We start from the raw sequence: 12,944 nt of genomic DNA on the forward strand, positions 1-12,944 counted from the left end.
AACAAATTTTATCAGGGACAACAGTATTAATAATACTGCTCGATATAGTTATAGGCCTTATCGAATACCTCTTTGTCTTTAATCTTATACTTGATCCAGACAACGCTTCTAAGCGCTTTCTTAACTTCATTCTTTCCGGTCGTTGTTTTCTGCCATCCATCAAATCTAACAATTTTTACAATGTCGTCAATATCAGTTACGATGCGTTCCACGATTACCGGTGTTTTATCATTACGAAGTCCATTAAACAACTCTGTAAGAGCTGCCTTACCACGATCGATCTCTTCCTCAGGAACAACCTCCTTTTCTGCTCGTGCTGCTTCTTTTGCAAGCTCTAACAGTAACTTAAGGAACTCGATGCTGGTAATAAGACCTTGCTCATGCTTTTCACGAAGCTCTTCGAGCTTTTCTCCAAGCTGCTTGAACTTTGGATCTTTTGCATGTTTCTGTATCTTTGCAACAAGGTCGATTTCAACCTTCATAGTCGTCTTTTTGATATCTTTCTGCTTTTCAATGAACTCGTCGATAAGTGCTGCATCAAGAGTAAGAATATCTACATCCTCATGAACTTCTCCGACTTCGATATGCTGATGTACAAGTTCCAAAGTCTTGGCACCAAGAGCAGCCCAGACAAGAGCACCTCTATTATCAGTAGGTTTTACAGATTCGTACACTTTACTAATCCATACGTAGTCATACTTAAATGGCTCTAAGAAAGGATCAGGAGACAAAGCGTTCCATGCTCTGTTCAATACTCGATAGTCTGCAGCAAACTCATCTTTTACTTTATTGTTAGGTAAACATTCCTGCGCTGCCAGTAAACCTTCCCAGCCTTCAACAGTTCTGTCTACGCCCATAAAGTAACTTAAGCATTTACGCATTAAAGCGGGCACCTGCTTCTTTACTTCTTCGATGTTCGTTACTACCTTCTTCATTCCAGCCTCATCGAAGTTTAATGCCTTTGCAACGTTATCAAAAATTCCAATATAGTCTACAATAAGACCATTTGTTTTTCCTTCATCATAGGTTCTGTTTACACGACAGATTGCCTGTAAAAGGTTATGGTCTTTCATAGGTTTATCAAGGTACATTACCTGAAGAATCGGTGCATCAAATCCGGTAAGAAGCTTATTTGTAACAATAACAAATTTCAACGGATCATTTGGCTCTCTAAAGTGATCAAGCACCTTTGCCTCTTCATCACGATTTCTCTTGTACTTTTTATAACGACCTGCCTTGTCGTCACCTGTTGTCATGACAATTGTTGACTGCTCAGGCGGAACCAGCTTATCGAGCTCCTCTTTATACATAAGGCAACATTCACGATCGAACACAACAATCTGAGCTTTATATCCATTAGGCTCAATCTTTGTTCTGAAGTGATTAACTATATGCTCCACAACTTTTCTGATACGCTTGCGGTCATACATGATAGCTTTCATCGTAACGTTCTTTGAAAGCTCACCCTTATCTTCATCAGAAAGACCTTCTGTCATTTCATCAAACGCCTGGTTAAGCTTGTCCTTATCAACATGCAAATCAATCGGTACAGGCTCAAAGTTCAACGGAAGTGTGGCCTTATCTCTGATAGAATCAGAGAATGAGTATTTACTCATGTATCCGCTCTTATCTTCGATTGCACCGAAGGTCTTAAATGTATTCTTATCAAGACGATTGATAGGTGTACCTGTTAAACCAAAGAAGAATGCATTTGGTAATGCAAGACGCATCTTTTCACCATAGTCACCTTCCTGTGTTCTATGTGCTTCATCCACCATCAGAATAATGTTATCTCTAAGGTTAAGTGCCTTTTCGACATCACCGAATCTATAAATAGTCGTAATGGCAATTTTACGCATATCCTGTTCAAAGAAGTTCATCAACTCTTCTTTTGTTCCAAGTGACTGGAGATTAGGAATATCTGCTGCATTAAAATCACCGGTAATCTGTGTTTCAAGATCGATTCTATCATCTACGATAACTACTGTAGGATTATTTAACTCCGGCATCATTCGAAGCTTCTGAGCTGCGAAAACCATAAGTAACGATTTACCAGATCCCTGGAAGTGCCAGATAAGACCCTGTTTAGGATATCCGGCTTTTACACGTTCAACCATAAGGTTTGCAGCTTCATACTGCTGATATCTACAGATGACTTTAATCTTGCGATGCTTCTTATCTGTTGAGAACAAAGTGAAGAACTGCATGATGTCCATAACCTTTTCAGGCGTGATCATATCAGCAACGCTGATCTTAACATCAGCAAGACTTCCTTCTGTCTTATGATCTGGTGTATGCCAAGGGCCCCACTTTGTTAATGGCATATTGATGGAACCATAACGATAGCATTTTCCTTCAGAAGCAAAATTAAAAACGTTAGGAACAAACATCTCTGGTACAGATTTCTCATAATCTGCAATGTCCTGGGCTCCGTCCAACCATGTAATGGCATTACGTACAGGTGTTTTAAGTTCACCTATAGCTACAGGAAAACCATTAATCAGAAGGACAATATCAAATCGTTTGCCATTCTCAACCGTAGGATATACCCACTGATTAGTAACAACATACTCGTTCTTTGCAAGTTCGTCTTTTGTTATTGTCCCAAAGAAATTGATCGGAGTCGGTCTTCCATCCTTGCCAAATGGATATGAATTTTCTTCGAATAATTTCTTCTTAAAAGCTTCATTCTGAGCAACCAGATTGTCGCTAGGGAATGGCTGGAGCATTGCACGAAGTTTATATATAACTTCATCAGCTCTGGATGGATCTTCTGCAATCTCTGGATTCAATCGAATCAATGCATCCTTTACCATAGGTTCAACAATTACATCTGTTAAATCTCTAGGAAGCTGATCCGCAGGAACATACTTCCAGCCATTTTTCTTTAATGTATCAATAAACAGTTGTTCAACTGTATTGTCTTCATTAAACTGTGGCATATGTTAGCCCTCCTTTTCTTCAAGATTAGTAAACAGGATAGCTTTCATGAGTGCATCGCAGCTCTTAATTGCTTCCTTCAATTCAAATTTTGATTTATCGCTCTGTTGTGCAAACTCTACCCATTGCTGTTGCATCTCGATCGGTGGCAATATAATCGGACACACTTTGAATTCGTTGATGTTTATTCCTTTCAACGCTACACCTTTCGTAATGCTTGCAATTTTCTCTTGGAATGCTACTGAATCGATTACTGCCTTCAAGAAGCCTTGCAGAAGTATCTCGGTATTCGCTCTAAGCGGTACAATATTTCGAGCAACATTGCAGCCCTCGAATTCCTTTGAAATCTGAAATGTTTCTCCAACAGAACCTCTAATTGTAATCAGTAATTCATCTCCATTTAGGATAGTTCGCTTATATTGATCTGATATCTCTTTTGATGTTCTTTTTAATTCGGATCTGGTTGGAACATGTCCCTGCGAAATGTCAACAGGACGAAATACGGGAACGCCTCCAGGAATGTCATCTTCAGTTTTTACAATACCGTATGTAACTCGGCATCCTTCTGCAAGAACATCCTGTAATAAGCGAACATTCCACTCTTTATCATTCCTTATACAATCCCCAAACATCTCGATAAATTGCGATTTCACAAGATTATCTGTCTGAATGAGAAGCTCTTGATATGCTTCCTTTGTTTCGTTTATCGACTTTAATAAAGCAGCATTCCTTCTTTGTTCTTCCAGTGAAGGAAGGTCAAACTCAAGCTCTTTTAAAGTTTTCCAGTTAACAGTAGGTGACAAAGATCCCACCGAAATACGGATCGCCGCGTCCATAAAATAATTTGATGAAATGAAGAACGGGAAGTATTCCGGATCAATCACCTGGGTCTTAGGTCTGAAAATCATGCCATGCGCAGAAAAAATACCATCATGCGGTGCAATCGCAGCTCTTCTAAGATACGTATTTCTTCTTCCAAAAAGGACATCTCCCTTTCTCATTACAAGTTTCTGTCCAGTAAGCTCAACTTCACTTCCCCATCTTGTAATCTTAAGGCTTCCTGAATCAAGATGCTCAAGACCGATATACATCTTTTCGTCGCCAGGCTCTGGCATTTTCTTATCAGTAATATTAAATGCAATCTGATCAAACTTATAATGTGGCATCCTTATTCACCTCCTTTATCATTTTTGTCAGCTTAGTGTATTCGTTTGCTGTTCTTTCGCTGATCTCTGACCACGCATCAACAGCCTCTTCTATTGTTAATATCTCATCTGTATTTTCTTCTGGTAAATACAGTGAAATTGTAAGCTCTCCGTCATTTGCAAGAACATCTTTCGTTGAAACTACCTTTGAGAACTTATCTATCTCTTCGTAGTTCAAATATGCATCTGCTATCTTTTTGATATGGGATTCCTCAAGATAACTCTGTGCATTTTTTCTTGTTACTTCATGCTTTGCATTGATAAACAGTATTTTCCCTTTTCTGGCTGCCGGCTTCTTAGTCCTGCAGATCACAATGCATGCTTCCATTGGAGAGTTATAGAATAAGTTTCTTCCAATACCTAATACACACTCGATCAAGTCTGAACGCACCAGATTTTCTCTCATTTCCTGTTCTTCTCCTCTAAACAGTACGCCATGAGGGAAGAGAATTGCACAACGGCCTGAAATCGGGTCCATACTCTTAAGTATATGCTGGAAGAAAGCATAGTCGGCTCTACCTTGAGGAGGCGTTCCTAAGAAATTACGTCCATACTTGTCTGACTCAAATGCTGTTCTGTCCCAATTTTTAATAGAATAAGGTGGATTTGCGAGAACTAAATCGAACTGCTGTAACTTTGCATGATCAGTGAACGCTGGTGTCTTTAAGGTATCCGCATTTACAATCTGGAAATCCTGTACGCCATGAAGCAGAAGGTTCATTCTCGCAATAGCTGATGTCAAAGTAACAATTTCCTGCCCGTAAATCGCAAGATTTCTCCACTCCTTTTTCTGCTGTTTCAAGTAAGCAACTGCAGAAATCAACATACCTGCACTACCACAAGTAGGATCATAAATTGACTCTCCTGGCTGCGGCTTCAACATTTCGGTCATAAGATTTACAACTGTTCTGTTTGTGTAAAACTCCTGTGCTGTGTGTCCGCTATCATCTGCAAACTGTTTAATCAAGTACTCATATCCCTGGCCAAGCTCGTCTGCTGGACAGTTTTCAATACTCAGTGTCTTTGAACTGAAGTGCTCCATAAGATCCTTTAACAATCTATCTGGAAGTCTGTTTTTATTTGTCCATGAAGCATCTCCGAAAATGCCCTGAAGCTTATCTGGATTTGCTGCTTCAATCTTATGGAATGCTTCTGCGATTGCTTTACCAACATCCTTCGAAACATTTCTTACATCACTCCAATGAGCACCAGCTGGAATCTTAAACTGATGGCTTTCATCCCACTCCAAAGCTTCTTCGCCAAATTCTTCTTTGGCATTTCTACTCTCCTCATCATAAACATCGCTTAGACGTTTAAAAAATAATAACGGGAAAATGTACTGCTTGTAAGCTCCGGCATCCACATGGGTACGAAGCAATACTGCAGATCCCCAGAGGTATTTTTCGAGTTCATCTATAGTAATCTTACTGCTCATTTACGTAACCTCCTTCAATCAATAATGCTTTCATCTTAGCTTCAGCCTTTCTTACATTCTCTAAAGCCTCAAAGTACTGTGCTTTTACAACTGCAGGTGAAACAACTTCTTGCTTCTTTTTCTCAATATAAGTATTCACAGCTAATGTATTTCCTGCTGCATCAAGATCGTCGATCGTTACGATCTTACACTTCTCAATAACGTCCTCGTATCCCTGATACAGATCATAAATTTCTTTAATATCCTTCTCTTCCATCACGTTCTGGGCACGCTTCGGTGTATAGATATTTGTTGCATCTATCAGACAAACCTTACCCTTATGAGCTGCTTTCTTATGATTGTTCAAGAAAATGATACATGCTGATACGCCAGTTCCGTAGAACACTCCACCTGCAAGTGCGATTACAGCTTCGATCATGTCACTCTTGATGAGCTGCTCTCTGATATCGCCTTCCTTACCACTATGGAAAAGTACACCTTGAGGTAATACAACAGCAACCTTTCCTTCCATCGGTTTCATTGACTTAACCATGTGTTGGAGCCACGCATAATCGGCATTAGAATCTGAAGGACAGCCCCAGATATTACGACCATATTTGTCAGACTCGAATGCATCAGCCCCCCACTTCTCCTGACCGAATGGAGGATTTGCAAGTACACAGTTAAATTTCATTAACTGGTTATGTTCGATAAATCTTGGTGTACGGAGTGTATCTCCCTGAGCAACCTTGAAGTCACTTGCGCCATGCAAGAACAAGTTCATTCTTGCAATGGCTGATGTAGAAAGATTGTTCTCCTGACCATAGATTTTACCGTAAGTCATCTGACGATCATCAATGTGTCGGATCGCCTCAATTAACATACCACCTGTTCCGCAGGCAGGATCGTAAACTGTATCGCCCGGTTTTGGATCAAGAAGCATTACCATAAGTTTTACAATCGTTCTTGGTGTGTAATACTCACCGGCATTCTTCTTTGAAAGATCAGCGAACTTTTTAATAAGGTACTCGTAAGCATCTCCCATTACATCAGCACTGTAATTTTTATTGCCAACCTTCAAGCTTGACATATGCTCGATCAGATCTTTCAGTCTTTCGTCTGTCAGCTTTGATTTATCAGTCCATGTTACTCCGTCAAAACTAGAGAACACTCCACTCAGCGTTTCAGGGTTTGCTCTTTCAATACCGTTCATAGCCTTTGCAATAATAAGACCAACATCCTTGCTTGCATTTCTGAGGTCGTTCCAATGGCAGCCATCAGGAATGATGAAGCTATGGTTCTCATCAAAAGCTGCGAACTCTTCATCTCCGCCAGAGGCTTCTAATGCTTCTTGTGTTTCTTCATCGTATACATCACTAATTCTCTTAAAGAACAAGATTGGTGTAACGTAATCCTTGAATTCATCCTGGTTAATAGGTCCACGAAGTATATTGCAGGCCTCATAAAGATGAGCAAATAACTTTTTACTTGTTGTTTCTTCATTCTCAGGAATTGATTCTTTCAGTTCCTGATCTGCAGTAGCTGTAGCTGACTGTATCATCTTCTCACGACCTCCTGTTTTTACTTTCTTGCTAGCAGCACGTTTAATGCTAACACTCATATTCTTACGCTTCTTCTCCATCACTGGCGGATACTTGTTTTCAAACAAGATAAGCAACTGCATCAGTTGCTGGTCCAGGAATGTCAATGCATGTTTTCTAATATCTGTAGGAATGCCATAATATGCTTCTGCGATACCTCCACAAATAGCAGCAACCGTATCACTGTCGCCACCAATTGAAATTGCATTTCTAATTGCATCCTCAAAATCAGTCGACTCGAAGAAGGCTGTCAGCGCCTGAGGCACTGTATCCTGACAAGTCTCATTAAACTGGTATGTATCTCTTATCTCATCCAGCGTAAAATTCATTGGATAATAATTCTTATCAATGTAGTCTCTTATCTCCAGCATATTGCTACCGGTCTTTGCCATATAAATTGCAACCGCTGTAGCTTCAGCTCCTTTGATACCTTCTGGATGATTATGACTTACTTCTGTAACTAATTTAGAAAGAAGTTTTGCCTCTTCCAAGCTATCTGCCGCAAAACCTGCAGCACTCACTCTCATCGCAGCTCCGTTTCCATAGCTGTTATATGGCTTAGGATTATCTGAGAAAATCCAACCATGAAAGCTTCCGCCATAACCACAGTTTGGATAATTTCTTCCGACCGCCTGCATACATTCAACTGCATTCTTAGACAAATCACTATGATTCGGTTTACTAACCAGAATGGCTTGAGCAACTGCCAAACTCATAATGCTGTCATCTGTCGGAAAGCACTTATATGTAAGGAAGTCAAAGTCCTTGCTCCTATTATTATTCCATTCGAATCGTGACCCTACGATGTCACCGATAATCGCTCCTAACATTAAACGACCTCCTTAAATTCTTCCTTGAAGCTTAGCCAGCGTAGAGTTCCATCTGTTTTCTGCAGTCTGAATCGCTTTCTTGTATGCTTCAAGTTCTCTGTTATACTCTTCCGCAATCGACTTCTGCTCCTCGATTGACGGAAGCGGAATTTCTATATTATTTAACTCCTTGTAACTGATGTTCATTACCGCAGTTCCCTGCTGTCTTGTAACAAGCATTTTTCTACCAAGCGGGCTATCAAAGAACAGCTTCAAGAATGTTGTTGATAAACTCTCATCAGTCGCTCTGATTACAATCACATTTGATGATGCAATACATGGGTATGGCTGCTCTTCAAAGATTGCTACTCTAATAGCTGTACCTCTGGCCGGAATCAATAAATCTCCTGTCTGAAGAATGTAATTCGTTACTTTACGTTCCTCTTCTTCAAGATGATCAAGTGAAGAATAATCAATCTCGTATTCACCAATATTAGAAATATTAACAACACCTATACTTCCATTCGGATCTTTACGATTTACAGATTTTCCTCTGAAGATCGTTGCAACGGTTCCAAGTTCCTGTTTCTTCACATTTGATTCCTGAAACTTAATCCAGTCCTCATCCTGAGACTCAAAGATACGATCAACATTCCAGTCGCCCATATCCGTTAATTCATCTTCAAGAACAAAAGTATCATCCTGAAGTACCAGCTTTTTATTACCGCTCTTACGAGCATTGTCATCCTCAAACACAAAGCGCTTGATAGTAACTTCATCTGTTCTTCCTGTTGTGATTTTAAGAAGGAAGGTCTTCACGCCAGTGTTTTCAAAGATTCCTGAAGGAAGATCTGATATCTCCTTAAGGCAATACATCGACTGCAGAAACTCTCTCAATTCTTTTACACTACCACCACCAAATGTAATTTTGGCCGGAAGCACAATAGATAAAATACCTTCGCTTCTTAAATGAAGTGCCAGATTCTCTGCTGCGATCATGTCATACTCTCTGCAAATGAACTGCGAGCTTTCATCAGCTTTGTCTCTCACTCCAAATAGCGGAACCGCAAGAATCAAGTCAAAACGTTCAGAAGTAAATTCATACTGATAAATGTTCGTCTGTTTGATATCTACCATTTCGTTATCTTCGAACATCTCCGTCAACACCTTATAGTAGAAAGCATCCATTGTAGTCAGCGTGAAATGGGAATCATAATGTGTTTCAATCAACCTCTCTAAGAAAGGTGAGAACTTTTCCGCTTCTGCTATAAGCACTTCCTGGAACCCATCAATAAAGTTTTTCTCCATCTCATCAACAACAGATTCCGGAACTCTAAACTTCGATCTTGGGTCGCCATACTCAAGTATGTCTGTCCACGTCACTTCATCAAAACCTTGTAATGTTCTGTAAATATCTACAAACCTTCCTTTATCCGGGAATGGATTTCTAACTTCAAAATCTTCAGCCACGCTGAGCATGAGCTGATACAGCTCATCATAATCCATTTCATTAAGTGCACAATCCTGTAGCACCATAACCTTTTTTAATATAGCCAAGACGCTCTGATACTCACTTGGTGTGTTGTTCCCTCTTATCGCATTGAAGAAGGAATATATTCTATCAATTCTTACATCGTTCTTTTTCATTAGTAGCTCCTCCTGGTGTATGACATTCTAAACCTTCTAACGATACTATATCACCATCGTTATTTCTTGTCAATATATTTTGGTATTCGCATACCAAATTTACAAAATGTTAAAAATATAGCGTTACAGCTCTTTACTATGCCATAACGCTATATCATTATTCATTAACCGCTTTTATTACAAGTCTTCCATCACCTTCGCAGACAACATCTACTTCTGCTCCGGCGTCAAATCCCCAGCTTCTAAGCCATTCGCCTTTCAGCATAATCATAGGTGTTGGCTTGTACTTATATCCACTCGTCTCATAAACTTTCAGATGACGAGTTTCTTGTTCTGAAGCATTTGCTTCTCGATTCTTCTTTCGCTCAGCTTCCTGAAGAACGTATTCGTCATGCTCCTTTATTTCCTTAATGGCCTCTGCAACAGTTCTGCACTGTCTGTGCTCGTGATAATACTGATCTGTGCTCTTATGCTTGTGATACAGCTTTACTTTGCATGTAGGCTCGAATTGATTCTTAAAAACATTCCAGCAGTGTCCTGTGTTAACTGACTGGACTTCAATGTACTGCTGCTCTTCCCTCACAATCTTAAAGTAAGGGTCATTAAAAAAACGATGCTCTTTTCGTGTGAACATTAAATCCTCCTCTACTATTAGATTTTGTATAATTGAAAATTCGCACCGAACCTGGCGCAGGATCGTAGCCACAAGCTACGTAAAAATGAATTGTGATGGTGTCGGGAATCACCATCGGAAATAGATGAACAAATATGAATATGATTGGGATGAAGGTAATTCTCACTATAAACCATTTGGTTGAAAATAGCAATATTTACCTGAAAATCTGAACCCTTTTTAGGGTTCACTTACCTTGTTATCAATCCCCTAGCGTCAACCATCCATTCCGGATATGTTTCCACGTGAACGATAGCATTGATAAAACTAAAGGCTTCTCCGGGTTCCTTTCTACCGTTTAACGATAGAAACCGAAAAAGCCTTTGATTTCAATAGGTTTTCTTACTTGGTTGTGTTCATTTTTGACAGCAATACAACCGTCTCAACATGCTTTGTCATCGGGAAGTTGTCGTAGGTTTTCATGTATACGGGTTCGTAGCCGTTCATTTTGAAAAGTTCCAGATTCATGCACATGGTTTTCGGGTTGCAGGAGATGTACAGGATTTCCGGGATGTCGTACCGGCACAGCATGTGCACCACTTTGTCGTGCATGCCGGCTCTCGGTGGGTCGACCACAATCATGTCCGGTTTTTCCGTCAGCTCGTCCAGCTTTTTCCGAACGTCGCCGCACAGGAATTCGCAGTTGGTAATTCCGTTCAGCTCCGCATTGTGCCGAGCGGCTTCCACGGAATCCTCCACGATTTCCACGCCGTAGACTTTCTTCGCCTTCAGCGCCATCAGCTGCGTGATTGTGCCGGTGCCGCAGTACAGATCGTATACTGTTTTTTCATGAATATCCGGCAGCAGGTTCAGCGCATCGGAATACAGACGCTCCACCGCATTGATGTTGGTTTGGAAGAAGGCGAAAGCCTTCACCTGGAATTTCAAGCCCAGAATTTCTTCGTAATAGAAATCCCGGCCGTAAAGGATTTTCGTGCCCTCGTCGATTACCGCATCCGCCAGGCTGTCGTTGAACGTACGAACGATGCCCACCAGCGTATTGTCCAGCTCCAGTCCCTGAAGCAGCTCCACGTATCCGGCTTCGTCAAAGCCCTCCTCGCTGCTGGTGATGATGTTCACCAACACCTCGTTAGAGCGAACACCATGGCGCACCACCAGATTCCGCAGCAAGCCCGTATGAGTTTTTTTATGGTAAAAAGAATATTCTCTCTCCCTGCAGAAGTTCAGGGTGGCCGACAGAATCCGATTGAAATCTTCCGGTACCAGCTGACATTCATCGCAGGTAACGATGGACATGAAGCGACCCTTCTGATGCATGCCCAGCTCCAGAGGTCCGCCGATTTCCACATCTCCGAAGGTATATTCCATCTTGTTGCGGTACCGGTACGGGGTCTCCGCCGGAACCATTCCCTGATACACGGAGGCATCCACGTGGAATCGGTCGAAAAGGTCCAGCACCTGCTGATTCTTCAGTCGATACTGCTCTTCATAGGGAACGCCCTGGTGCAGGCAGCCGCCGCAAAGGCCGTTCAGCTTACATTCTTTAAAATTCTCCATATTTGTCATAGAACTCCTTCTTGTATTCGACGAAACGGTCTTCCTCTATGGATTTTCGAATATTCTTCATCATGTTCACCAGGAAGTGAATGTTGTGCTCCGAGAGCAGCATGGAGCTGAGAATCTCGTTGGATTTGAAAAGATGTCTCAAGTACGCTCTGGAATAATTTCGGCATACGTAGCAGTCGCATTCCGGATCCAGTGTGCTGAAATCTCTTTGATGCACGGCGTTTTTGATGTTCACATTTCCGTGGGAGGTCATGGCTACGCCGTGTCTCGCAAGACGGGTCGGCAGTACGCAGTCGAACATATCCACCCCACGCTCAACGCCTTCGAATAAGTAATCCACGGTGCCAACCCCCATGAGGTAGCGCGGTTTTTCTTTTGGCAGATAATCCACACAATCGTCCAGCACATCCAGCATAATGTCCTTCGGCTCTCCGACGGACAGTCCGCCGATGGCATAGCCCGGCAGGTCCAGATCCACGATCTGCTCCGCGCTGATTCTCCGTAGATCCTTGAACATTCCGCCCTGCATGATTCCGAAGAGGGACTGCTGCTCCGTGTTTTGGTGGTGGTCCTTGCATCGCTTGAGCCAGCGAGTGGTCCGCTCCAGAGAACGTGCCACGTACGGCTTCTCCGCTTCGTATTCCACGCATTCGTCGAAAGCCATGATGATATCTGCCCCCAGCGCATTCTGGATGTCAATGGACGTCTCCGGTCTCATCATGTGCTTGGATCCGTCAATGTAGGATTTGAAGGTAACTCCTTCCTCTGTGATTTTACGGAATTTACCCAGGGAAAAAACCTGGAAGCCGCCGCTGTCCGTGAGAATCGGGCGATTCCAGTTCATGAACTTATGAAGTCCGCCGGCCTCTCGAACGATATCCTCGCCGGGTCTCAAATAGAGATGGTAGGTGTTTCCCAGAATGATTTCGGCACCGGTGGCCTCCACATCTTCCGGTTTCATGGCTTTCACCGTAGCCTGAGTGCCCACTGGCATAAATACCGGGGTTTCGATGGTGCCGTGGGGAGTGGTAATCCGTCCCCTACGGGCACGAGTTCTGGTATCCTGATGAATTAATTCATATGTTACTGCGTTGCTCATAGTACCTCTTTATTTCTTGATTAATATTG

General features: G+C 41.9%; 8 protein-coding genes. All 8 read right to left on the reverse strand.

Annotation, left to right across the window (positions count from 1 at the left end; all coding sequences use genetic code 11):
• Window positions 1–26 precede the first annotated feature (26 nt).
• Window positions 27–2,942 (reverse strand): type I restriction endonuclease subunit R, encoded by a 2,916-nt coding sequence (locus PUE40_RS00365; protein ID WP_277671548.1) that lies wholly within the window; start codon window positions 2,940–2,942, stop codon window positions 27–29.
• Between the two features lie 3 nt (window positions 2,943–2,945).
• Window positions 2,946–4,106: a restriction endonuclease subunit S gene (locus tag PUE40_RS00370; protein WP_277671549.1), complete on the reverse strand. Its 1,161-nt coding sequence runs from the start codon at window positions 4,104–4,106 to the stop codon at window positions 2,946–2,948.
• Window positions 4,093–5,580 carry a type I restriction-modification system subunit M gene (locus PUE40_RS00375; protein WP_277671550.1) on the reverse strand — a complete coding sequence of 496 codons (1,488 nt, stop codon included), beginning with the start codon at window positions 5,578–5,580 and terminating at the stop codon, window positions 4,093–4,095. The genes PUE40_RS00370 and PUE40_RS00375 overlap by 14 nt, the downstream gene beginning before the upstream one ends.
• Entirely contained in the window at window positions 5,570–7,990 is a 2,421-nt protein-coding gene (locus PUE40_RS00380) for an N-6 DNA methylase (RefSeq protein ID WP_277671551.1), read from the reverse strand. The genes PUE40_RS00375 and PUE40_RS00380 overlap by 11 nt, the downstream gene beginning before the upstream one ends.
• Before the next feature lie 12 nt (window positions 7,991–8,002).
• Window positions 8,003–9,616, reverse strand: a complete 1,614-nt coding sequence (locus PUE40_RS00385; protein ID WP_277671552.1) for a restriction endonuclease subunit S — start codon at window positions 9,614–9,616, stop codon at window positions 8,003–8,005.
• 157 nt (window positions 9,617–9,773) lie between these two features.
• On the reverse strand, window positions 9,774–10,250 hold the full coding sequence (locus PUE40_RS00390; RefSeq protein WP_277671553.1) for a SymE family type I addiction module toxin: 477 nt from the start codon (window positions 10,248–10,250) through the stop codon (window positions 9,774–9,776).
• Between the two features lie 381 nt (window positions 10,251–10,631).
• Window positions 10,632–11,807 (reverse strand): 23S rRNA (uracil(1939)-C(5))-methyltransferase RlmD, encoded by a 1,176-nt coding sequence (gene rlmD / locus PUE40_RS00395; RefSeq protein ID WP_277671554.1) that lies wholly within the window; start codon window positions 11,805–11,807, stop codon window positions 10,632–10,634.
• Window positions 11,794–12,915, reverse strand: coding sequence for a tRNA guanosine(34) transglycosylase Tgt (gene tgt / locus PUE40_RS00400; RefSeq protein WP_277671555.1), 1,122 nt, complete (start codon window positions 12,913–12,915; stop codon window positions 11,794–11,796). The genes rlmD and tgt overlap by 14 nt, the downstream gene beginning before the upstream one ends.
• Window positions 12,916–12,944: the final 29 nt, after the last annotated feature.

Origin of the sequence: Mogibacterium kristiansenii, assembly GCF_029224645.1 — a bacterium.
Taxonomy (GTDB): Bacteria; Bacillota; Clostridia; order Peptostreptococcales; family Anaerovoracaceae; genus Mogibacterium_A; species Mogibacterium_A kristiansenii.

Coding starts and splice junctions, on each gene's coding strand:
- PUE40_RS00370 (WP_277671549.1), bottom strand. CDS start 4,106: ATGCCACATTATAAGTTTGATCAGATTGCATTTAATATTACTGATAAG.
- rlmD (WP_277671554.1), bottom strand. CDS start 11,807: ATGGAGAATTTTAAAGAATGTAAGCTGAACGGCCTTTGCGGCGGCTGC.
- PUE40_RS00390 (WP_277671553.1), bottom strand. CDS start 10,250: ATGTTCACACGAAAAGAGCATCGTTTTTTTAATGACCCTTACTTTAAG.
- tgt (WP_277671555.1), bottom strand. CDS start 12,915: ATGAGCAACGCAGTAACATATGAATTAATTCATCAGGATACCAGAACT.
- PUE40_RS00365 (WP_277671548.1), bottom strand. CDS start 2,942: ATGCCACAGTTTAATGAAGACAATACAGTTGAACAACTGTTTATTGAT.
- PUE40_RS00385 (WP_277671552.1), bottom strand. CDS start 9,616: ATGAAAAAGAACGATGTAAGAATTGATAGAATATATTCCTTCTTCAAT.
- PUE40_RS00380 (WP_277671551.1), bottom strand. CDS start 7,990: ATGTTAGGAGCGATTATCGGTGACATCGTAGGGTCACGATTCGAATGG.
- PUE40_RS00375 (WP_277671550.1), bottom strand. CDS start 5,580: ATGAGCAGTAAGATTACTATAGATGAACTCGAAAAATACCTCTGGGGA.